Annotated in this window: 19 protein-coding genes and 1 pseudogene; 8 read left to right on the plus strand and 12 right to left on the minus strand. The window is 65.3% G+C overall.

The features are described from left to right. Positions 1 to 242: 242 nt before the first annotated feature. From ACVJ5M_RS34730 to ACVJ5M_RS34780, 11 genes are all read right to left on the minus strand, one after another. Positions 243 to 1,820, minus strand: coding sequence for a Do family serine endopeptidase (locus ACVJ5M_RS34730; RefSeq protein WP_028149896.1), 1,578 nt, complete (start codon positions 1,818 to 1,820; stop codon positions 243 to 245). Between the two features lie 219 nt (positions 1,821 to 2,039). After that, entirely contained in the window at positions 2,040 to 3,383 is a 1,344-nt protein-coding gene (locus ACVJ5M_RS34735; protein ID WP_354099371.1) for a methyl-accepting chemotaxis protein, read from the minus strand. Positions 3,384 to 3,511: 128 nt separating this feature from the next. Beyond that, positions 3,512 to 3,994, minus strand: coding sequence for a cytochrome c-type biogenesis protein (locus tag ACVJ5M_RS34740; protein WP_063984545.1), 483 nt, complete (start codon positions 3,992 to 3,994; stop codon positions 3,512 to 3,514). 4 nt (positions 3,995 to 3,998) lie between these two features. Beyond that, on the minus strand, positions 3,999 to 5,978 hold the full coding sequence (locus tag ACVJ5M_RS34745; protein ID WP_063984546.1) for a heme lyase CcmF/NrfE family subunit: 1,980 nt from the start codon (positions 5,976 to 5,978) through the stop codon (positions 3,999 to 4,001). Continuing rightward, positions 5,975 to 6,484, minus strand: coding sequence for a cytochrome c maturation protein CcmE (ccmE, locus tag ACVJ5M_RS34750; protein ID WP_063984547.1), 510 nt, complete (start codon positions 6,482 to 6,484; stop codon positions 5,975 to 5,977). The genes ACVJ5M_RS34745 and ccmE overlap by 4 nt, the downstream gene beginning before the upstream one ends. Positions 6,485 to 6,521: 37 nt before the next feature. Then, entirely contained in the window at positions 6,522 to 7,631 is a 1,110-nt protein-coding gene (ccmI, locus tag ACVJ5M_RS34755) for a c-type cytochrome biogenesis protein CcmI (RefSeq protein ID WP_063986548.1), read from the minus strand. Positions 7,632 to 7,762: 131 nt separating this feature from the next. Next, a complete protein-coding gene (locus ACVJ5M_RS34760) occupies positions 7,763 to 8,032 on the minus strand; it encodes a hypothetical protein (RefSeq protein ID WP_028149902.1) in 270 nt (89 codons plus the stop codon). Between the two features lie 99 nt (positions 8,033 to 8,131). Beyond that, a complete protein-coding gene (locus ACVJ5M_RS34765; protein ID WP_063984548.1) occupies positions 8,132 to 9,535 on the minus strand; it encodes a hypothetical protein in 1,404 nt (467 codons plus the stop codon). 161 nt (positions 9,536 to 9,696) lie between these two features. After that, positions 9,697 to 11,073, minus strand: a complete 1,377-nt coding sequence (locus ACVJ5M_RS34770) for a sensor histidine kinase (RefSeq protein WP_063984549.1) — start codon at positions 11,071 to 11,073, stop codon at positions 9,697 to 9,699. Between the two features lie 92 nt (positions 11,074 to 11,165). Then, positions 11,166 to 11,840, minus strand: coding sequence for a response regulator transcription factor (locus tag ACVJ5M_RS34775; protein ID WP_014496705.1), 675 nt, complete (start codon positions 11,838 to 11,840; stop codon positions 11,166 to 11,168). Positions 11,841 to 12,075: 235 nt separating this feature from the next. Then, entirely contained in the window at positions 12,076 to 12,231 is a 156-nt protein-coding gene (locus ACVJ5M_RS34780; protein ID WP_187387765.1) for a hypothetical protein, read from the minus strand. A 236-nt stretch (positions 12,232 to 12,467) separates the two neighbouring features. On the opposite strand from ACVJ5M_RS34780, the gene ku reads away from it, so the two are divergent. From ku to ACVJ5M_RS34820, 8 genes and pseudogenes are all read left to right on the plus strand, one after another. Then, positions 12,468 to 13,442 (plus strand): non-homologous end joining protein Ku, encoded by a 975-nt coding sequence (gene ku, locus ACVJ5M_RS34785; protein ID WP_063984550.1) that lies wholly within the window; start codon positions 12,468 to 12,470, stop codon positions 13,440 to 13,442. Positions 13,443 to 13,502: 60 nt separating this feature from the next. Continuing rightward, entirely contained in the window at positions 13,503 to 13,739 is a 237-nt protein-coding gene (locus ACVJ5M_RS34790) for a hypothetical protein (RefSeq protein ID WP_063984551.1), read from the plus strand. Positions 13,740 to 13,937: 198 nt separating this feature from the next. After that, on the plus strand, positions 13,938 to 14,117 hold the full coding sequence (locus ACVJ5M_RS34795; RefSeq protein ID WP_028149907.1) for a hypothetical protein: 180 nt from the start codon (positions 13,938 to 13,940) through the stop codon (positions 14,115 to 14,117). 217 nt (positions 14,118 to 14,334) lie between these two features. Further along, positions 14,335 to 14,499 carry a Flp family type IVb pilin gene (locus tag ACVJ5M_RS34800; RefSeq protein WP_014496710.1) on the plus strand — a complete coding sequence of 55 codons (165 nt, stop codon included), beginning with the start codon at positions 14,335 to 14,337 and terminating at the stop codon, positions 14,497 to 14,499. Between the two features lie 350 nt (positions 14,500 to 14,849). Continuing rightward, the gene (locus ACVJ5M_RS34805; RefSeq protein WP_231144432.1) at positions 14,850 to 15,284 is read left to right on the plus strand and encodes a hypothetical protein; all 435 of its coding nucleotides are present in this window, start codon (positions 14,850 to 14,852) and stop codon (positions 15,282 to 15,284) included. Positions 15,285 to 15,475: 191 nt separating this feature from the next. Beyond that, positions 15,476 to 17,119 (plus strand): annotated as a pseudogene (locus tag ACVJ5M_RS34810) (thiamine pyrophosphate-requiring protein); the annotation flags it as partial. A gap of 95 nt (positions 17,120 to 17,214) precedes the next feature. Next, the gene (locus ACVJ5M_RS34815; protein ID WP_063984554.1) at positions 17,215 to 19,731 is read left to right on the plus strand and encodes a GAF domain-containing protein; all 2,517 of its coding nucleotides are present in this window, start codon (positions 17,215 to 17,217) and stop codon (positions 19,729 to 19,731) included. 21 nt (positions 19,732 to 19,752) lie between these two features. Next, positions 19,753 to 21,453, plus strand: coding sequence for an alpha/beta hydrolase (locus ACVJ5M_RS34820; RefSeq protein ID WP_063984555.1), 1,701 nt, complete (start codon positions 19,753 to 19,755; stop codon positions 21,451 to 21,453). Between the two features lie 3 nt (positions 21,454 to 21,456). Here ACVJ5M_RS34820 and ACVJ5M_RS34825 read toward each other — a convergent pair whose 3' ends face one another. Continuing rightward, complete coding sequence (locus tag ACVJ5M_RS34825; RefSeq protein WP_063984556.1) at positions 21,457 to 23,043, minus strand: MDR family MFS transporter; 1,587 nt, start codon at positions 23,041 to 23,043, stop codon at positions 21,457 to 21,459. Positions 23,044 to 23,184 lie beyond the last annotated feature (141 nt).

Consider the following 23,184-nt stretch of genomic DNA (forward strand, 5'->3'; position numbering starts at 1 on the left):
TTCTCTGAACATGGCGCGAGCGGCAATCGCATGCAAGCCAAGCAAACGGGACTTGGGTAGGCAAAAAGGCGGGCGGTGAAGCTGGGGGGACCTCACCGCCCTAGGCCTTCCGACGGAGGGGGGCGTAATTCCACCGGAAGGTAGGCTGGGGGAGCGGGCCTTACGCTGCTCCCCCGAAGGGCGTCGGCGGCGGGGGCGACTGATGCCGGCGACACCCCTCATCTCGTAGACCTCCTGACGGCTTAGCCCTTGGCGATGGGCACGGCGACGAAGCGCGACTGGCCGCCGCTCTTCACGCGCATCAGGACGCTGTTCTTGTTGTCGGTCCGCGCCGTGTTGATGGCGTCGCGGACTTCGCCGGCGGTGCTCACGCTCTTGCCGCCGACTTCGAGAATGACGTCGCCTTCCTTGAAGCCGCGTTCGGCCGCGGCGCTCTTCGGATCGACTTCGGTGACCACGACACCTTCCTTGCCGGCGCCGGCGACGGAGTCGGCGGGCGCGACGGTCATGCCGAGCTTGGGCACGTCGGTGCCACGGCTCGCACCCTTGCCGCTATCCTTGTCGGTGTCGGCCTTGGCCTCGATCGTGTTCGGCAGCTGGCCGAGGGTGAGGTTCACGACCTTGTCCTGGCCCTTGTGCAACACGTTGAGCTTCACGGTCGCGCCGGGCGCCATGCCGCCGATGGTACGGGCAAGCTCGCGGGCATCCTTGACGGATTCGCCGTTGACCGAGGTGATCACGTCGCCGGACTCGATGCCGGCCTTCGCCGCCGGACCGTTCGCCTGCGGCTCCGCCACCAGCGCACCTTCAGCCTTCTTCATGCCGAGGCTGTCGGCGATATCGGACGTCACCGGCTGGATCTGGACGCCGATCCAGCCGCGGCTGACCGAGCCCTTGTCCTTGAGCTGGGCCACCACGCTCTTCACGGTGCTCGCGGGAATCGAGAACGCGATGCCGACGCTGCCGCCGGAGGGCGAGTAGATCGCGGTATTGACGCCCATCACCTCGCCGTTGGTGTCGAAAGCGGGACCACCGGAATTGCCCTTGTTCACGGGCGCATCGATCTGGATGAAATCGTCATAGGGACCGTTGCCGATGTCGCGGCCGCTGGCCGACACGATGCCCGCAGTCACGGTACCGCCGAGGCCGAAGGGATTGCCGACCGCGAGCACCCAGTCGCCGATCCGCGGCTTGCTGTCGGCGAGCTTGGCGAACGGGAAGTTCGAGCTGCCCTCGACCTTGATGAGGGCGAGGTCAGTGCGCTGGTCGGTGCCGATCACCTTGGCGGTATAGGTCTTGCCGTCGTCGGTCGTGACCTCGACCTTGTCGGCGCCGTCGACCACGTGGTTGTTGGTCACGGCAAAACCGTCGGCGGAGATGAAGAAGCCGGAGCCCTGGCCCTGCACGACGCGGCCGCGGCCACCCTTCTGGCCCGGGAAACCATCCGGACCGCCGAAGCGGCGGAAGAACCGCTCCATCGGCGAGCCCGGCTGGAACGGCGAGGAGGAATCGTCGCCATCGTCGTTGCTTGCGGTCTTCTCCTTGATGTTGACCTTCACCGAGATCACCGACGGTTTCACGCGCTCGACGATGTCGGCGAATCCGACCGGACGCTCAACCTTCCGGACCTCGTTGTTGACCTGCGCATGCGCCGGGCTGGAGAACAGCTCGCTCGGCGAGGTCGACGGGCTGAAGCCGTGGACGGCAATCCCGAGGCCAGCGACGACCGAAGCCATCAGCGCGATCCTGCGCGCGGAGAAAACCGACCGGCGGGGCGGCCGGTAGGACGGAAGGTTCGTAAGGTCGGGACGGTCGGTCATGCAGGAATCTCCAAGGCCTTGAATTCTTTCGGTGCCGGATGGCAGCACGTTACGGACATGAAGATGGGGGCTCCCGCCTTACCGTGCGCTGGCGGCGGGGTTAAACTTTTGTAATGAAGGGTCGCGCCGTTGCGGCAGTTTATCGCACGCCGAAAGTCGTGGCCTTACAGGAACTTAATCGAGTTCCCCTGACGAGCGTCGAACACGCCTTTGGCGAGATCAGCTCGCCCTCACGCTGACGATGAATTCGTCGACTTCACGCTTCAGGGTTTTGGCCTGCTGCGACAGATCGACGGCGGAATCGCGCGCTTCGGCCGCCATGCGGCCGGTCTCCGCCGACGTCGAGGTGATCTGGACGATGTGGTTGGAGACGTCCAGCGTTCCATGCGCGGCATCCTGCGCGCTGCGGGTGATGTCCTGCGTGGCGTTGCGCTGCTGGGCGGTGTCGACCTCGATGCCCGACATGATCGACGAGATCTCCGACAGCGTCTTCGAGATGCCGTCGATCGCGCCGCGCGTCTCCGCGGTGATGCCCTTGATGCTGGCGACGTGCGAGGTGATCTCCTCCGTCGCCTTGCTGGTCTGGTGCGCGAGGCTCTTCACTTCGGAGGCAACCACGGCAAAACCCTTGCCGGCGTCCCCTGCCCGCGCCGCCTCGATGGTGGCGTTGAGCGCCAGCAGGTTGGTCTGCGAGGCGATCGCCTGCACGAGCTGCACGACCTCGCCGATCTTGTCGGCGGCATCCGACAGCGTGTGGATGGTGTCGCGGCTCTTCTCGGCCTGCGTCGCCGCGCCTTCGGCACGCTGCGTCGCGTCGGTGACGCGGCGGCTGATCGTGCCGATCGAGTTCGTCATCTCCTCGGCCGAGCCCGCGACGATCTGCACGCTGGCGCTGGCCTGGTTCGCCGCGCTCGCGACTGCATTGGCCTTGGAGCTCGTGTCGTTGGCCGTACGTGACAGCGTTTCGGCATTGCTCTTCAGGTGCGCGGCCGAGGACGCCACGCTGTCGACCACGCTGGCAACGAGATCGTTGAAGCGCTTGATCCGGGCGTCCAGGAATTTCGACCGCTCGGCCTGATGCTGCGCTTCGTGTAATTGCTGCTCGGTGAGGCGCCGCCGCTCCAAGCCGTTGGTCTTGAACACTTCCAGTGCGCCGGCGAGCAGGCCGATCTCGTTGGTACCGCCGAGACCCGGAACAGGCGTCTCGAATTTCTGATCGGCGACCTCACGCATGGCGTGCACAATCGCCGCCAGCGGATTGAGGATGCCGTTGCGCACAGCGAACCAGGTGGTGAGGCAGATCGCGACAGCGACCACCGCGATCACGCCGCAGGCGATCAGGAAATAGGAGAATGCCGCCTGCGCCTGCTGGTAGATCAGCATTGCATGCTCGCGCGCGGGGCCGCTGAGCGCGGCGAAATCCGACGACAGGCTGGTGATCTCGTTGTTGAGGTAGAGCACCGCGACGAAGCCGGTGCCGCCGCCGATGCCCAGCAGGAACAATAATGCAGCGACGACGGCGCCGACCAGGAAGCGGATCGTCAGATTGCTGTTCGTGAACATCGGCTGAGGACTCAAAAATCTGGAATCGAATTTCGCGACAAGCTTCCAGACAAAGGTCAACAGAGCATGAAACACGCGGCCGCAGACGGCCTACGTATCATTACGTAGGCCGGGACGACTTGAAGTCGCTAGGACGACTTCGTCTCGTCCGACATCAAGGCTGCGAGCCGAGCCTCTTCCTCGGGCGTGAGCGGCGGAGCTGGTAGGTCTGCACCGCTTCGCGCGCGCCGGCGGATTTGCAGCCAGAGCGCCAGGCCGCCGCCGATCAGCAGCAGCGGCGCGAGCAGCCACAACAACACGGTCTGCCGCTCGAAGCGCGGCTTGAGCAGCACGAACTCGCCATAGCGCGCGACCAGGAAGTCGAGCACCTGCGAATTGCTGTCGCCGGCAGCGATCCGCTCGCGCACCAGCAGCCGCAGATCGCGCGCCAGCGGCGCGTCGGAATCGTCGATCGACTGGTTCTGGCAGACCATGCAGCGCAGCTCGCGCGATAGGTCGCGGGCGCGCACCTCCTTCGCGGGATCCGACATGATCTCGTCGGGCTGCACGGCGTGGGCGGCGGGCAAAGCCAGCAGCGTGAGCGCAACGATCGTGACCATCATCCGCCGCATCGGATCACTCCGCCGGCTGAAGGCGCTGCTTGGCCCGCGCCGGCTTCGGTGCGCCGACCCGCAGGCGCCGATCGGACAGCGACAGCATGCCGCCAAAGGCCATGAGCACCGGTCCCCACCAGATCAGCAGCACCAGCGGCTTGTGATAGATGCGCACCGCAATGGCGCCATCGGCAGTCGCGTCGCCGAGAGAAACGTAGAGCTGGCTCGCGCCGCGCGTCAGCAATGCGGCCTCGGTGGTCGAGGACCCGCGCGTCGTGAAGTTGCGCTTGGACGGCGTCATGACGCTGATCTTCTCACCGTCGCGGCTGACGTTGAACTCGGCGATCATCTCGCGGAAGTTCGGCCCCTGACGCTGGGACAGGCCGTCGAGCTTGAGATCATAGCCGGCGACGTGTGCAACGTCGTTCTGCTTCATGGTCGCGATATACTCGCTGTTCCAGGTGGTCTCGCAGACGATCCCGATCAGCGCGACGCCGAGGCCCGCATGGGCAAACACAGAACCCCAGGCCGAACGCGGCAGGCCGCGGGCCCGGTGCAGCGTCGTTGCGAACGGCAGGCGGAACAAACCGGTCCGTTCGGACAGATCGGTCACGGCACCGGCGATGACGAAGACTCCAAGCCCAATTGCCAATGGTGCCAGCGCACTGCCACCACGGGTCCAGGCCCAGACGATGGCGATCACAACGAGCGCGGCAACGCCCGCCGCAAGCAGCCGCTGGGTGACGCCGAGCAGATCGCCGCGCTTCCACGCCAGCATCGGCCCGAACGGCACCACGAGCAGCAGCAGCGCGAACAGCGGGACGAAGGTGAGATTGTAGAAGGGCGCGCCGACCGACATCTTGAAGTCGAGCGCTTCCATCGCCAGCGGATAGAGCGTGCCGAACAGCACGACCGCGCAGGCTACGCTGAGCAGCAGATTGTTCAAGACCAGCGCGCCCTCGCGCGAGATCGGCGCGAACAGGCCGCCCTGCTTCAACGAGGTCGCGCGCCCTGCGAACAGCGACAGGCTGCCGCCGATGAACAGGCAGAGGATCAGCAGGATGAACACGCCGCGCGTCGGATCGGTGGCGAAAGCGTGCACGGAGGTGATGACGCCCGAACGCACCAGGAAGGTGCCGAGCAGCGACAGCGAGAAGGTCAGGATCGACAGCAGGATGGTCCAGACCTTCAGCGCGTTGCGCTTCTCCATCACCAGCGCCGAGTGCAGCAGCGCCGTGCCGGCGAGCCACGGCATCAGCGAGGCGTTCTCGACCGGATCCCAGAACCACCAGCCGCCCCAGCCGAGCTCGTAATAGGCCCAGTACGACCCCATCGCGATGCCGAGGGTCAGGAAGATCCAGGCCACCAGCGTCCACGGCCGCACCCAGCGCGCCCAGGCCGCGTCGATCCGCCCCTCCATCAGCGCCGCGATGGCGAAGGAGAACGAGATCGAGAAGCCGACATAGCCGAGATAGAGCATCGGCGGATGCACGGCGAGGCCGATGTCCTGGAGCACCGGATTGAGATCGCGTCCCTCGATCGGCGGATTGGCGATGCGCAGGAACGGATTCGATGTCACCAGGATGAAGAGATAGAAGGCGCTGGCGATCCACGCCTGCACGGCCAGCACATGCGCGCGCAGCGACAGCGGCAGATTGTTGCCGAAGGCGGCGACCATTCCGCCGAACAGCGCCAGGATCGAGACCCACAGCAGCATCGAGCCTTCATGGTTCCCCCACACGCCGGTGATCTTGTAGATCAGCGGCTTCATCGAATGGGAGTTCTCGTAGACGTTGGCGACGGAGAAATCCGAATTCACGTGAAGCATCACGAGCGCGATGAACGACGCACCGACGAACAGCAGCTGCGCCAGCGCGGCGGAGCGCGCCACGTTCATCAGCGCGTCATCGCGCAAGCGCGCACCGATCAGCGGCACGATGGACTGGATCAGCGCCAGGCCAAGGGCTAGCACCAGCGCGTAGTGTCCGGATTCCGCGATCAACGCACTGCTCCCTGCGGGTTGCCCTGCGCGGTCGTCGCCGCGGGCTTGACGCTATCAGAAGCCTTGGCGCCGTAATCGTCCTTCCAATGCCCCTGCTTCTTCAGGGCATCGGCGACTTCCTTGGGCATGTAGGTCTCATCGTGCTTGGCGAGCACGGTGTCGGCCTTGAACACGCCATTGGCGTCGAGCGCGCCTTCGGCGACCACGCCCTGCCCTTCCCGGAACAGGTCGGGCAGGATGCCCTTGTAGGCGACCGGCAGCTTGGCGCCGCCGTCCGCAACCTCGAAGGTCACGGCGAGATTATCGCCGCGCTGGAGCGAGCCGGGCTGCACCAGGCCGCCGAGACGAAACCGCTTGCCGGGCTCGACGTGCTTTTCGGCGACCATCGTCGGCGTCGAGAAGAACACGATGGAGTCGCGCAGAGCGTTGAGCACCAGCGCGGCTGCAAGCGCGAGCACCGCGAGGGAGCCGCCGATGATGGTCATACGTCGCTGCTTGCGCGTCATCGCGTATCCGTTCTCCGCTCGCCTCGTCCCGACATCGTCATCCGTCGAGCCCGAGAGTCTTGAGGCCTTCGTTGAGCTGGCGCAGCCGCGCGGCGTCGTTGGCGACCGCCTGTCGGGCGTCGGTCGAAGCGCCCATTGCCCTGTCACGATCGCCCATCACGAGATAGGCGCGCACCAGGCGCAGCCAACCCTCGACATCATCGCCGTTCTGCTTCAGCCGGGTGGCCAGGCGTTCGACCATGCCGCGCACCATCGCGTTGCGATCGCCCTCGTTCATGTCCTTGGAGGCTGCGATCGTCTCGTCAGACAGCGCCGGCATCGTAGCGCCACCGCCGCCGACCCGCGCCAACGAGGTCTGCACCAGAGGACGCCACGGCGCATCCGCCGGCGCTTTCGCCAGCAGTGCGCGCCAGATGTTGGCGGCATCGTCCTTGCGGCCATCCTGCTCGGCGGCAAGCCCGAGGAAATAGTTCGCCTTGGGATCGTCCGCGTTCAGGCCACGCGCGCGCTCGAATTCGGTCTTGGCCTCGGCGGTCACCACACCGCCGGCAGCAGCCGCGATCGCCTCGCCGAGATCGGCCCGGCGCTCCGAACTCTCGCCATTGTAGGTGAGCGAGTTGCGATAGGCGCGCACCGCATCGTCGAAGCGGCCGAGCCGCACCAGCACCGGCGCGAGCACGTTCCAGCCGCGCCCGTCGGTCGGATTCTTGTCCAGATGCTGCTCGACCTGCACGACGAGATTCTCGAGCGCCATGCCGGACCCGGCCCCGCGCTCCCGCTGCGCCAGGGGAAAGTCCTGAAGCCTGGGCGAGCCGAGCGGCATGTAGACGCCGATCGCAATGAGCGGCAGGCCGGCAAGCGCCAGCACAGCCGCCGCGCGGCGCCATTTGAGGCTCGATGTCGGTTCCGATACCGGCTCGCTCCCGGCCGCGGCAAGCAGCCTGCGGCTGATCTCGACACGTGCGGCCTCGGCTTCCGGCGCGGCGATCAGTCCTGCGGCGAGATCACGCTCGATCTCGGCCAACTGGTCCTTGTAGACCGCGACCTCGCTCCCCTGATTTTGCGCGCGTCCGCTGCGGCCGAGCGGCAGAAGCACGGCGAAAATCGCCGCGACCGTCATCAGCGCGAACACGAACCATAGCGTCATCTGGCAAGCTTCCGGCGGCGCGCGAACCGCGCCCATAGGTGGCTTTACACCACGGCCGGACGATGCGGCAATTGACAATTGTCAATTCGGCGCGACCGCACACAGTCCCGAAACTGTGAAAATCCAACGGCTTAACGGATCTCGAAGTCCGCGCTTTGAGCCGCGTCCTCGCCGTGCCCGTTGAAGGCCCTCAGGAAGTATGTTCCCGGCTCGATTGCTTCAGGCAATTTGATGCGCAACGCCCCGACGGGAACGGGCGATGCAACCCTGGTGACGGTCTCAGGCAGTTGCCGGCCGCTTGCCTTCTCGATCAGCACCACCTTCGCGCCAACCATCAGCCTCTGATACTTGGCGACAATGACGCGGTTTTCAATTTCGATGGAGCTGATAAGGGGTTTCATGCGCCCACAGATAGAAATTCCAAAATCTTGCACGGCGACCGTAGGGCCCGCCACCGGCACCGTCAACCACAAATTGTGATCACAAAAAAATGCGCTTGATCAGCTTGCCCGCGACGATTTGCGCTCGCCCGTGGCCGCGTTCTCCGCGGCGCGGCTCATCAGCGACGCATAATCATCGCCGAACAGCACCTGGCAGAAGCGGATCGCGGCCTGCACCTGCTGCTGCCGATAGGTGCGGACCTTGTGATCGGCCGCACGCAGCGACTGCACCAACTGCTCGGTTGAGCGTTCGACATATTGCTGGAGATCGGAATAGGTGCGCAGCGTCACCTCGTTGATCGCAAGCTCGCTCGCATAGTTGCGGCAGGTCGCGACGAAATCGATCAGCGCCGCGGTTTCCTCGACCTCGGTGCTGTCGATCCGCGCCCCCGGCGGAATGTCCTTCTCGGCGCGCTGGCGCAGGATGCGGCGAACGCGGCCGGGAACGCTGTCGATCTCCGATTGCAGCGCATTGGAGATGTCGGCCCGGATCGAGGTCAGCTGCTTGCCCCAGACGGAATCGTTGCGCAGATCGAGCTCCGTGCGAAGACCGCGCACGCCGTCATGCAGCGCCTTGAGATTGTCGGCGACGTTCTCGAAATGGCCGCGCTTGATGTCCATGCGCAGGATCGCGGCAACGCAGGACAAATCATGCAAAGCGATCGTGACGGCCACGCCGTAGGGCGTCGCCGCGACGCGGATCTCGTCGTCGGACGCGGCAATCTTGATGGCGAGGCGGATGATCTGCCACGGCGCGGTCATCCGCTGCACAACCATCGACAGCGCGAAGGGCAGCATCTGCGGCGTCTGGAGCGCGGGGATGTTGAGCGTGGAAGTCACTGACGCGATTTGGGCTTCGCCGAAGGCACGCAGGAAGCGCGGCAGCTTCTCGTTCAGCGTAGCGATGGCCTCCCGGACCTGAAGCACCGCTCCGATCGAATAGAGGTCCTCGATCACGTTGGGCGGGCCGACGCGGGCGAGCGCGCGCGACTTGTCGCCGCCGCCGGGACCCGTCAGCCCGAAGATGGCATCCGCGGCCACCGCCTGGAGCTTCGCGGCGAGGGCTTCGACCTGCCCTGCACTGTCTGAAGCCGGCATGCGCGCCAGCGCCGCCTCGAATTCGTTGACCTTGTCGGGGGCGCCATCGCGGCCGAGCCATTGCCAGATCGGATGCAATGAGGAGCGGCGGATCTGGCCGACCCTGACAGGGGCGCCCGTCTCGACCAGGAACGGTTCCAGCACCTGGAACAACAGCCGCGACAGATCGTCCGTGCGCGGCGGCGCAGCCTCGTCGACTTCGGTCTTGCGGACGATCTTGCGCAGCTGCTCGAGCACGAGCGTCGCCACCGCCGTGTCCTGGCCGCGCTCGAGCGCGCGCTCGAACTCCCGCATCAGCAGCGCCTGCGACTGCGGCGGGAGCTGCGCGAGATATTCCCTCAGCCGCTCGATCGATGTCTGGCTCATGCGCCCGGGTGATGCACGATAAAATGGCAGACGTGGGATGCGTCCTGCGCGATCATAGATGGGGCCCACTTAAGAAGCCGTTTAGGAAGTCGCTCCGAAATAGCTCCGGTTTGGTCCGGATCGGTGCCGGACCGGTCAAATAGTCGAGCCGGAACAAAGGATTATATTCCGGGGAGGACCAGCTCCGCCCGCAGGCCACCAGTCGGGGCGCCCGCGAGCGAGAGGCTGCCGCCATAGAGCGCGGCGAGGTCGGTCACGATGGACAGGCCGAGTCCCGAGCCGGGCTTGGACTCGTCGAGCCGCTGGCCGCGCCGGGAGACCTGGGCGCGCTCGGCCTCCGACAGTCCGCGGCCATCGTCGTCGACGATGATCCGCAGGCGCGGGCCGGCGCCCGTCTGGTGCGGCGCTTCCACCAGAACCTCGATGAAGACCTGCGAGGCCGCCCATTTGCAGGCATTGTCGACGAGATTGCCGACCATCTCCTCCAGATCTTGCCGCTCGCCGCGAAACTTTGCGGACGGATCGGCCTTCGCCTCGACCAGTATCCCGCGATCGCGATGGATCTTCTCCATGGTCCGCCGCAGCGCCTCGATGACGGGTGCGACCTCCGTCACGGTCGCGACCACCGAGACGCGCGCCGCGATGCGCGCGCGCTCCAGATGATGGGCGAGCTGGTCGCGCATCACGTCCGCCTGCTCCATCACCTTGGCTGCGAACGGCTCGGTGGCGTGCGTGCCGGCCTCATTCACGATCACCGAGAGCGGCGTCTTGATCGCATGGGCGAGATTGCCGACATGGGTGCGCGCGCGCTCGACGATCTCGCGATTGGCATCTATCAGCGCGTTGGTCTCGCGCGCCAACGGCGCGATCTCGACCGGGAATTCACCTTCGAGCCGCTCCGCCCGCCCCGAGCGGATGTCGGCGATAGATTCCGAGATGCGCTTGAGCGGCGCGAGACCGAACCTCACCTGGAACACCGTGGTCAGCAGCAGCACGATGCCGAGCGCGGTGAAGGTGCCGCCGAGATAGTAGTCGAAGCTCCGCGTCTCGTCGAAAATCTCGGTGTCGTCGCCGGCGACGCTGACCAGATATTTGCCGTCCGCGCCGAGATCGACCGGCCGCTCCACCATGCGGAGATTCTGTCCCTCGGGCCCGTCGACATAGGCGAGGCGGATGCCGGCAGCGGTGAGCTCGGTGCCCTGCTCCTCCAGCTTCGGCAGCTTCTTGTCCCAGAGCGAGCGCGAGGAGCGCACCTCCGGCTTTTCGGTGTCGGTCCGCGTGATCTGCCAGTACCAGCCCGACAGCGGCAGCTCGAACAGGGGCTCGCCGAGCGACTGGAATTGACGGTCCGGCGGCTCGTCGGGCGTCGCGACCTCCGCGATGAGGGTGCGCAGATAGAGATTGAGCCGGCGGTCGAAGGCGCGCTCGGTGGCGCTCTTGTAGACCGACGACAGCACCACCCCGGTGATGGCCAGGATCACCACGAGCCACGCCGTCGCCGACAGGAACAGGCGGTTGGCAAGCGAGCTAGCGGCCATCGGAAGGATCCCGGCAGGCGCAGGGGGGCGGGGCGTCGGACGTCATGACCGGACCAAGGCCCCTGTTCGGCCGGCCGTCAAGTCCTGACGCCTCAAGCGCCGGGAGCAGGCGGCGGGGTCAGGAGATAGCCGAGGCCGCGGACGGTCTGGATGATGTCGACGTCGAGCTTCTTGCGGATGCGGCCGACGAAGACCTCGATGGTGTTGGAGTCGCGGTCGAAGTCCTGGTCGTAGAGGTGCTCGACCAGCTCGGTTCGGGACACGACGCGCCCCGAATGGTGCATCAGGTAGGCCAGAAGCCGATATTCGTGCGAGGTCATCTTGACCGGATTGCCGGAGACGCTGACCCGTCCGGTCCTGGTGTCGAGCGTGACGGGGCCGCAACTCAATTCGCTCTGGGCATGGCCGGTGGAGCGGCGCAGCAGCGCGCGGATGCGGGCCAGCACCTCCTCCAGATGGAACGGCTTCGGCACGTAATCGTCGGCGCCGGCATCGAACCCCTGGACCTTGTCGCTCCAGCGGTCGCGCGCGGTGAGGATCAGGACCGGCATGGTGCGGCCGTTGCGGCGCCAGGCTTCCAGCACCGAGATGCCGTCCTTCTTCGGCAGGCCGATGTCGAGCACAACGGCATCGTAGGGCTCATTATCGCCGAGATAATGCCCCTCCTCGCCGTCGAAGGCACGGTCGACGACGTAGCCGGCGTCGGTCAGCGCCTTGGTGAGCTGCCGATTGAGATCGGGGTCGTCCTCAACAACAAGCAGGCGCACGCTTCTCTCCAGAAATAGACTGCACAATCGATCGCCAGAGATGAGCAATTCCGGCGTGAACTGAATATGAACACGGGGAACCGGCCGCGTTACTTTTTGGTCATATAGAGCTTCTCAAGCGCCGACGCGACTGCGCCCGCCAGGCAGCCACCGGACGAGCCGGCGGGCGTGGCGGGCGCAATGTGCCGCGTTACGCGACGAGTCGGAAGGTCCGAACCGTCCCGTCGATCGGCCGTCAGGTCCGGAAGAACACGAACCAGATGACGGCAAGGATCAGGACCGCGAGCCCCGTCGAGATGGTAAGCAGAGCCGCCACTGACGGCCCGGGCTCGCCCTGACGCGCCTCGGTGGCGGTTTCGACGATCTGATCGTGCTCTCGCGCGGTTGCCATATTGCCCTCAATCTCTGGATGTCGGCTGCGGTGGTCGCGCCCCCCCTCGCGGCCTGATGTCTTGAGCCAACGCGTGATTGGATATGATGTTCCGGCTTTTGCCGCTGCATCGGGCTGCAACCCCGCGCCGGGCGGCCGGTTAACGCAGTTGCAAGATTCCGCAATCCGCCTTGCTATGATTCGTTGTTCCCCGATGGTATCCTCGTCCTCTGTCCCCGTTGCGTTTGGAGTAGCCCATGGCCCCCCGCGCCAATTGGAAGGGTTTTCTGCGTCTGTCGCTCGTGACCTGCCCGGTCGCGCTGTATCCGGCCACTTCGGATACCGAGAAGGTCTCGTTCAACCAGATCAACCGCAAGACCGGCCACCGGATCAAGTACCTCAAGGTCGACGCCGAGACCGGCGACGAGGTGACCTCCGAGGACATCGTCAAGGGCTACAAGGTCGACACCGACACCTATATCGAGGTCACCAAGGACGAGCTCGACGACATCGCGCTGGACTCGACGCACACGATCGAGATCGACGAGTTCGTGCCGAAGACCGATATCGACAGCCGCTATTTGATCCGCCCCTATTATCTCGTGCCTGACGGCAAGGTCGGCCACGACGCCTTCGCGGTGATCCGCGAGACCATCCGCAGCATGGACAAGGTCGCGATCGGCCGCGTCGTGCTGACCAACCGCGAGCACATCATCGCGCTGGAGCCGCTCGAGAGCGGCCTGATGGGCACGCTGCTGCGCTATCCCTACGAGGTCCGCAGCGAGAAGGAATATTTCGACGACATTCAGGACGTAAAGCTGACCAGGGACATGCTCGACCTTGCCAAGCACATCGTCGAGAAGAAGTCCGGCGCGTTCGAGCCCGAGCTGTTCGAGGACCATTACGAGACGGCGCTGATCGACCTCATCAACAAGAAGCGCAGCGGTGCACCGATCGCGGCGAAGGCCGCGCCGAAGACCGGCGGCAACGTCATCAACCTGATGGACGCGCTGAAGAAGAGCATCGCCAGCGAGAAGGACATGGCGCCCGCGGCCAAGGCCGCCAAGGAGCCCGTCAGGGAGACCGTCAAGGGCAAGAAGCCGAAGAAGCGCGTCGAGGGCCAGCGCGAGATGCTGCTGCCGATCACCGGCAAGGGTGGCAAGACTGCAGCAGCCAAGGAAGCGCCCCCGAAGAAGGCCGACAAGCCGGCGCGGGCGAAGAAGGCCGGTTAGACGCAATCCGCGTCTGCAATCGCGCCGTGATGTCTCCCCTCGCCGATCGGCCGGCCTGACATGCCCTGGTCGACGGCGTTCGACGATCCCGTTCGCGCAAGTCACAAGCGCAAGCTGCTGACACTGCAAGACGCGGCGGACTACATCATGCAGCTGCCTGAGGACGCACAGCACGAGGTGCACTGGCAGACCGCCATCGAGACGTTGATCAACGCAGCCGAGACAGGCGGCGGCTGGGTGATGTTCGCCCGCATCGCGATGTTGCGGGCGCTGAATGCGGACGGCCGCAACCGATGAGCGCCTTGGTTGTCGTCCTTTGTTGTCATCCCTGGCAGGCATCCGTGCCGACCGTGACGAACAGGCTCAACAAACCGTTAATCGGCGCCCTCGTGTCCAGCACGACAGGGTATTCCTACGGGCGACAAAATTAACCGTTGGTTCCCCTTATGCGCAGCATGGTTCCGGCTCCGATCGAGCCAAGGTTCGCGTGCCCACGTGCAGCAGGACGTCAGAAAGAACTACATCAGCATCGTGAACGACGCGCCTGATCACGAGCAGGCGGCGAGCACCGCGCCGCGGCCGCAGCCGGGCACGATGAAGGACTTCGTCGGCCGTCTCGCGACCGTGCTGAAGCGCCGCCTCCCCGCCGCACCGGGCCCGACCATCACGCCCTGACAGACACCGCGGCTTCCGCGCGTCCTTGCGGAGGGCGGTCGATTTGAATCCATTTGGATGGATCGATGGAACCTTAATTTAATGGATGCCATCGTATGTGACGGAGGCGCGGCCGCCCGGGCTTCATTCTTCCGTCGCGCAGAAAAATCTATTCGATCTATTTACCAGTCCGAAAACGACGCTGCCACACATTGGATCGGATGAAGAGGAGTTGGCAATGACTTTGCTTAGGTCTTTCCTTGCCGATGAGACTGGCGCAACCGCCATCGAATACGGCCTGATTGCCGCCGGCATTGCACTGGCGATCGTGACCGTCGTGAACAACACGGGCAGCCAGCTCCTCAACAACAAGTTCAACTCGATCAGCTCGTCGCTGAAGTAACGGCCGCCTCGTAACGGCCGCCCTGGCCTGAGGCGACGTCCCTGCACGCGCCGGCTCGGGCGCGGCCGTCGGCGCATGCTCCCTCCGCGATCTCGTCATTGCGAGCGCAGCGAAGCAATCCAGAGTCCTCCCGCGGAGGAATTCTGGATTACCTCGCTGCGCTCGCAATGACGGTGGGTGGCCCGTAAAGCACTCAAAATCGTGTCCCGGACGCTACGCAACGTCCTTCGAGCAACCACATCCTCGCGCTCCCGCGCTTTGACGGCCTTTTGAGTCCTGATAGTCTTCGGCCCGGCGTGGTTCGACGGGCCATGCTCAATCATTGGACCAGAGCTGTTTGAAGGATGCGGATGAGAAGCGCGACGGTCTTGGCTCTCAGCCTCATGTTTGTCGGCGCATGGTCGCACGACAGCGCGAGAGGACAGACTTCGGTCGCGCCTCCGGTTTCGCTTGCCCCGCCCAATGCATCGCCACCGCGCGCGAGCGCCAAAACTTCCAGAATTCCGCCGGCGACATCCGGCAGGGAGGCTTCGCCCCCTGTGATCGGCGGGCCTCCGCCGATGCCTAATCCGGCCGCCGACTACGATGGCTTCAGCGTAGGCACCGTCGACGACAACGACGCCTCAAGCCAGGTGACGCCGCCTGTGAGGTCACGCGCAGCAAAGGGCGCCAAGTCCAATTCCACGTCCAATCCCGATACAAATGGCCTCGGCGGCCAGTCATCGATCGATCAGGAAGATGAGGCGTTGAAACGAAAGCTGACGATCTGCAAAAACTGCAAGTAGGACGTTTGTAGCCCGGATTGCGCTTCCGCCCTCGCTCTTCGAGCTACGGCGGACAAGTCGCTCCGTCCGGGCTACGGCAGCTCGCTGCATGGCTGACCTACCGCGACCGTCGCCCACCCGTGCTTTACCCTTCTGTAAATTCCTGATCCTCTCTCCCCAATCGGCCGGAGCAACCGGCCAAGCCTGAGGAGAGAGACGCCATGAAGCTCGGCACCGCCATTGCGGAAATCATGAAGCGCGAGGGGATCGAAATCCTCTGCGGCTATCCGGTCAACCATCTGATCGAGCACGCGGCCAAGGCCGAGATCCGGCCCGTGATGGTGCGGCAGGAACGCGTCGGGGTGCATATGGCGGACGCGATCTCGCGGGTGACGTCGGGGCGTTCGATCGGCGCCTTCTGCATGCAGCACGGGCCGGGCGCCGAGAACGCAATGGGCGGCGTTGCGCAATGCTATGGCGAATCCGTGCCCGTGCTGGTGCTGCCGATGGGCTATCAGCGCCGGCTCGCGCATATCGAGCCGAACTTCAATTCCAGCGAGGCGATGAAGCCGTTTTCGAAATCGTCCGAGCCGATCATTTTAGCGTCCGAGGTCACCAACATTTTTCGCCGTGCCTTCACCAAGCTCAAGAACGGCCGCGGTGGGCCCGTCATTGTCGAGATCCCCGCCGACATGTGGAACGAGGAGGTGCCGGAGCCGCTGAACTACACGCCGGTGCTGCGCACGCGCTACGGCGCCGATCCCGTTCATGTGAAGGAGGCGGCAGCCCTGCTCGTCAACGCGAAGCGCCCCGTGATCTATGCCGGCCAGGGCGTGCACTACGCGCAGGCCTGGCCGCAACTGAAGCGGCTCGCCGAGCGGCTCGCCATTCCCGTCACCACCAGCCTAGGGGGCAAATCATCGTTCCCGGAAACGCATCCTCTGTCGCTCGGCTCGGGCGGCCTCGCGGTGCCGCGCGCGGTCCCGAAATTCCTCGCTGAGGCCGACGTGATCTTCGGCATCGGCTGCTCGTTCACGGAAACCAGTTTCGGCATCGCGATGCCCAAGGGCAAGACCATCATCCACTCCACGCTCGATCCGAACCATCTCAACAAGGATGTGGAAGCCAAGGTCGGCCTCGTCGGCGATGCCGGCCTCGTGCTCGATGCGCTGCTGGAGGAGACCGGCAAGACCGTCACGAAGGATCGCGATGCATCAGCGATCGCTGCCGAGATCGCCGCTTCGCACAAGGAGTGGCTGGCGAAATGGATGCCAAAACTCACCAGCAATGACGCGCCGCTCAGCCCCTATCGCGTGCTCTGGGACCTCCAGCACACCGTCGACATCAAGAACACCATCATCACCCATGATGCCGGCAGTCCGCGCGACCAGCTCTCGCCGTTCTGGAAGGCGGTCGAGCCCCTCACCTATCTCGGCTGGGGCAAGACGACGCAGCTCGGCTACGGCCTTGGGCTCGCGATGGGCGCAAAACTCGCAAAGCCCGACAAGCTCTGCATCAATGTCTGGGGCGACGCCGCCATCGGGTTCACCGGTATGGATTTCGAGACCGCGGTGCGCGAGCGCATCCCGATCATGTCGATCCTGCTCAACAATTTCTCGATGGCGATCGAGTTGAAGGTGATGCCGATCTCGACCGAGAAATATCGCTCGACCGACATTTCCGGCGACTATGCCGCGATGGCGCGCGCCTTTGGCGGTCATGGCGAGCGGGTGACGAGGCCGGAGGACATCATCCCCGCGATCAAGCGCGGCATCCAGAAGACGAAGGAAGGCGTGCCGGTGCTGCTGGAGTTCATCACCAGCAAGGAGACCGAGGTGTCGCGGCCAGGGACTTGAGGCGGCCACAAGGCTGTGGGCGCTGGCTCCGGCCGCAGGAGATGTGATAATCGGGCTTGGTACCGCGTACGTCGCGGCGCTTAGCCGGATTATCAATGACCGCGCCTCCCCAGGACAAGGCCGCCGAGCTCGAACGGCAATTGCGATCCCAAGCGGCCGAGAATGCCCGCCTGCAGGCCGAGCTTGCCATTGCGCGCGACCGCCAGAACGCCAGCATGGAGATCCTGCGCACCATCGCCAACTCCTCGGGCGATGCTGAGGGCTCGCTGCAACAGATCGCGGAAGCGACCATGCATCTGTTCGGCGCGCCGAGCGCCACCATTCACATTGCGGAAGGCGACGGGTGGTCCAGGGTGATCCGTGTCGGTGACAGCTCCATGCGCGTCGGCGCCGGCGTGCCGCTCGCCCAGCTCAAGATCGGCGGCCGCAACATGCCCGGCACCATCGTGGCCGAGAACCGGCAGGTTCATGTCCCCGATCTCGACAATGTCGATCCGGCCATCGCCGACTGGCCCGGCATGCCTCACGCTCGCGCCGCCGGCACGCGTTCGATGTCCGGCTCGCCGCTGCGGCTTGAAGGGAAGGCGATCGGCGCGCTGATCGTCTACCGCGACCGCCTCGCGCCCTTCACCGATGACGAGATGGCGCTGCAACAGAGCTTTGCCGACCAGGCCGCGATCGCGATCGAGAACGCGCGCCTGTTCAACGAGACGCGGGAATCACTGGAACGGCAGACCGCGACCGCCGACATTCTGAAAGTGCTGGCGAGTTCGCCCTCCGACGTGCAGCCGGTGTTCGACGCCGTCGCCGCCAACGCCAACCGGCTGATCGGCGGCTTCTCCACCGCCGTGCTGCGCTATGTCGACGGCGCCGCGCACCTCGTGGCATTCACGCCGGGCGATCCAGCCGGCGACCGCGTGCTCCAGGCCTCGTTTCCGGTGCCGTTCGCGCAGTTCCCGGCGTACCAGCTCACGGCCCATGGTGAATCGGCGCAGCTGCCGGATACCGAGCTCGAGCCGGCGGCACGCGACATCGCGCGCGCCCGCGGCTTTCGCAGCATGCTGTTCACGCCGCTGATGAGCGAGGGCGAGGCCAAAGGCGTCATCATCGCCACGCGGCGGACGACCGGCACATTCGCCGAGCATCATGTGCGGCTGCTGCAGACCTTCGCCGACCAGGCGGTGATCGCGGTCAAGAATGTCAGCCTGTTCAACGCCACCAGGGAAGCGCTGGAACGGCAGACCGCGACCGCCGACATCCTCAAGGTGATCGCGGCCTCGCCGGCCGACGTCACGCCGGTGTTCCAGGCCATCTCCGACAGTGCCAAGGCGCTGGTCGGCGGACATTCCTCCACCGTCACCCGCGTCTTCAACGGCATGCTGCATCTGGCCGCCTTCACCACCGACAACGAGGCCGGCAACGCGGAGCTGCGTAGCTCGTTCCCGGCGCCGCTTGCGGCATCGGGCATTCACAGCCGGGTGGCGACGAGTGGTGAATACGCCTTCCGCAGCGACATGCAGAACGAGCCCGACCTCACGGAGGCGATGCGGGAGCTGGCGCGGACGCGAGGCTATCGCAGCATCCTCGTGATTCCGATGCTGCGCGACGGCATTGCGATCGGAACCATCGGCGTGACGCGCCGCGAGGCCGGGCCTTTCCCGGACAAGGCGATCAGCCTGCTCAAGACCTTTGCCGACCAGGCCGTGATCGCGGTCGAGAACACCCGCCTGTTCAACGAGGTGCAGGACCGCACGCGGGAGCTCGCCAGATCGCTCGACGATTTGCGCGCGGCGCAAGACCGCCTGGTCCAGACCGAAAAGCTGGCCTCGCTCGGCCAGCTCACCGCCGGAATTGCGCACGAGATCAAGAACCCGCTCAACTTCGTCAACAATTTTGCATCGCTCTCGGCCGAGCTGACCGACGAGCTGAACGAGGTGCTTGCGCCCGTCCCGCTCGCCGACGATCTGCGCGCGGAGGTCGACGAGCTGACGGGGCTGCTGAGAGACAATCTTGGAAAGATCGTGCAGCACGGAAGGCGGGCCGATTCCATCGTCAAGAACATGCTGCTGCATTCGCGCGAGGGCGGCGGCGAGCACCGGCTGAGCGACATCAACGCCCTGGTCGAGGAGAGCCTCAACCTCGCCTATCACGGCGCGCGTGCCGAGAAGCCGCTCTTCGACGTGACGATGAAGAGCGAGCTCGACCCGGCGGCAGGTTCGGCGGAGGTGTTTCCGCAGGAGATTTCCCGGGTGCTTTTGAACCTGATCTCGAACGGGTTCTATGCGGTGACCAGGCGCCAGATGGGCAGCGGCGCCGCCGGTTACGAGCCGGTGGTGATCGCCGCGACCCGCGACCGCGGCGACAGCATCGAGATCCGCATCCGCGACAACGGCACCGGCATTCCGGAAGACGTGAAGGCGAAGATGTTTAATCCGTTCTTCACCACCAAGCCGGCCGGCGAAGGTACCGGTCTCGGGCTGTCGATGAGCCACGACATCATCGTGAAGCAGCACGGCGGCACGATCGACGTCACGACAGAGCCCGGCGCGTTCACGGAGTTCACGATCCTGTTGCCGCGAAAGAGCAGCTTTCCGGACACGACCGGAGGATAGCGTGGCTCGGGAGGTGCTTTCATGAATCCAGCTCGGTTCATTCGGCGACAATTGCTGTCGCTGTCCGGCGTCGGCCTCATGCTGGGTGCGCTGTTCTTCGCTGCCGCGCTGACGCCGACGCTGATCCCGCGCAGCTATCTCACGCAAGGTGCCCTCGCCGGCGGCTGCTTTGCGATCGGCTATTTCACCGGAATCCTGTGGCGCCGGCTGTGGCACTATCTCGAACTGCCCGAACCTTCGGCGCGCGCAAGATCAATTGCGAATGCACTGGCCGCAGCCGTCTGCTTGCTCGTCGTCATCGTCTTCCTTTGGCGCACGGCCGAATGGCAGAACTCGATCCGCGCCGTGATGAAGATGGCGCCGTTGGAGACCGCCCATCCGCTCAAGGTCTGCGTCATCGCCCTGATCACGTTCGTCTTGCTGCTGGCGCTGGGGCGGCTGTTCGCGCTTGTCGCCCGCTTTCTCGCCGCGCGCACACGACGCCTCGTTCCGCGGAAGGTCGCGAACGTGATCGGCGTGCTCGTCGCAGCCCTGCTGTTCTGGTCGATCGCCAGCAATGTCCTGATCCGCACGGCGTTCAACGCACTCGATTCCTCCTTCCGCGAACTCGATGTTCTGTTCGAGCCCGAGCGGCCGCAGCCGACCGATCCCGGTCGGACGGGAAGCCCGGCATCGCTGGTGAAGTGGACCGAGCTCGGGCGCATGGGGCGCCGGTTCATTGCCTCAGGCCCGGCCGCAGCCGAGATCAGCGCCGTCACGGAAAGGCCTGCGCAGAATCCCGTGCGCGTCTATGTCGGGCTCGGGAGCCGCAACACCGCGCAAGCGCGCGCCAGGCTTGCGCTCGAGGAGCTCAAGCGCCAACACGGCTTCGACCGCAAAATCCTGATCGTCATCACGCCGACCGGCACGGGCTGGATCGATCCGGCCGCGATGGATACGGTCGAATATCTCCACCATGGCGATGTCGCGAGCGTCGCGATGCAGTATTCCTATCTCAACAGTCCGCTGTCGCTGCTGTTTCAGCCCGAATACGGCGCGGAAGCGTCGCGCGCACTGTTCGCGGAAATCTACGGCTACTGGACGACGCTGCCGAAGGACAAGCGGCCGAAGCTGTATCTGCATGGACTGAGCCTCGGCGCCATGAACTCGGAGAAATCCGCGGAGCTGTTCGAGACGATCGGGGATCCCATTGGCGGCGCGCTGTGGAGCGGGGCGCCATTCGAGAGCCGCATCTGGCGATCGGTCACCGCGAACCGCAATCCAGGATCGCCGGCCTGGCTCCCGGAATTCCGCGACGGCCGCCTCGTCCGCTTCATGAACCAGAACGGGCCGACGGTGCCGCCGGATAGGCCCTGGGGGCCGATGCGCGTCGTTTATCTGCAATATGCCAGCGACGCGATCACGTTCTTCGCCTACCGCGACGCCTATCGGGCGCCGGACTGGATGAATGCGCCGCGCGGGCCGGACGTATCACCGGAGCTGCGTTGGTATCCCATCGTGACGATGCTGCAGCTCGCCCTCGACATGGCGGTCGCGACCGCGACGCCGATGGGCTTTGGCCATGTCTACGCGCCCGAGCATTACGTCGATGCCTGGGTCGCGGTGACAGATGTCAATGATTGGTCCGCCGAAGCACTCGCGCGTCTCAAGGAACAGCTTGCGGCGAAGGCGCGAAAGACGAGCGCAGGTGATGCCGACGACGATCCCGATCGCGGCGGCTAACCCCTACTCCGCCATCTCCACCTGCTGCGTGACGGAGGGGCCGGCGAGTGGCCGCTCCTCCATCATGATCAGGCAGAGCGAGGCGGTGGTCATCAGCGCGGTGGCGGCACCGAAGACGTAGCGGAACGCGTGCCTCATATCCTCGGCGGGAATCGCGGGGATGTTGCCCACGGCATGATGCTCACCGGCCAGCGGAACGTCGGCGCCGAGCGCGATCAGCAGGATCGCCGCGAACGCCGCGACCGTGAACGAGGACATCAGCGAGCGGAAGAAGTTCATCGCGCCGGTGATGGTGCCGACTTGCGGGCGCGCGACCGAATTCTGCAGCGAGACCACGCAGACCGGGAAGGTCGTGCCGAGGCCGAGCGCAAACGCGGCCATCAGCATCAGCAAGCCCCACAGCGGCAAGGTGGTGACCGTGAGGGCGAGGCCGCACAGCGCGGCCCAGGACGTGCCGATGATGGCAACGCGCTTGTAGTGCTTTGCGCGCGCCATGGTACGGCCGGCAATCGCCGCACCGCAGGTCGAGACTGCCGCGAGCGGAATCAGCGCAAGGCCCGCCTCGCTGGCACTGAGATGGTAGACCGACTCGTAATAGAGCGGCAGCTGCACGGTGAGGCCCGTGATCGCACCGAGCCCGCAGCCACCGGCTGTCATGGCGAAAGGCGCCACCGAACCCGTCAATAGCTTCAACGGCAGGAACGGCTCGTCGGCCCGCCGCGCGTGCCACACGAAGGTGACCGCGAGCGCGACGGCGCCGCCCACCATCGCAAGCACGGTCGGCGAGAGCCACGGATAGCGCGTGCCGCCCCAGGTCAGCACCAGCATGAAGACGACCGCAGAGGCCATCAGCAGCACGCCGCCGAGCCAGTCGACCTTGCGCTTGCGGTGGAACACCGGGATCTTCTTCATCTTCGGCAGCAGCATCGCGATGGCGGCGGCCGCGAGCGGCAGATTGATCCAGAAGATCATCGACCAGTGCAGATGCTCGGCGAACACGCCGCCGATGACCGGGCCCAAAATGCCGCCGACCATCCAGACGCTGGAGAAATAGGCCTGGTACTGGCCGCGCTCGCGCGGGGAGACGATGTCGGAGATCACGGTCTGCACGACAGGCATGATGCCGCCGCCGCCGAGGCCCTGAAGGCCGCGCGCCAGAATCAGCATCGGCATGTTCGGCGCGATCGCGCACAGCACGGAGCCGGCGACGAACAGGCTGAGCGAAATGATGATCATCACGCGGCGGCCGTAGATATCGCTCAGCGTCCCGAACACCGGTGCGACCGCGGTCGAGGCGAGCAGATAGGCGGTGATGACCCAGGAGAGATTGGAGACGTCGTGAAACTGGCGCCCGATGGTCGGCAGCGCGGTCGCGACGATGGTCTGGTCAAGCGCAGCCAGGAACATCGTCAGCATCAGGCTGATCACGATGGTCCGGACCTCGTCCTGCGACAACGGCGCCGGCGGCGCGAGCGAAGGCGCGTCGTCGACGCTCAAGACCTCGCTGGGAAGGCGGGACAGCTCTTCGGCAATGTCGTCAGGCAACGCCTGAATGTCGGCAGAACTGCTCTGCCGGTCGAACTTGTTCATCTCGATCGGAAGCCGTGAAGCGGCGCAAACGCCGCGAAGGATTCGTTCTATGCAGGCAATGTAGAGAGGAAAGTTCTTCTCAGGCAGGCACCGCGGCGCATGGGTGCATCCCGCCGCGGGGTCATCGCGATGACGTGATTC

It is taken from the genome of Bradyrhizobium sp. S3.7.6 (genome assembly GCF_054061875.1).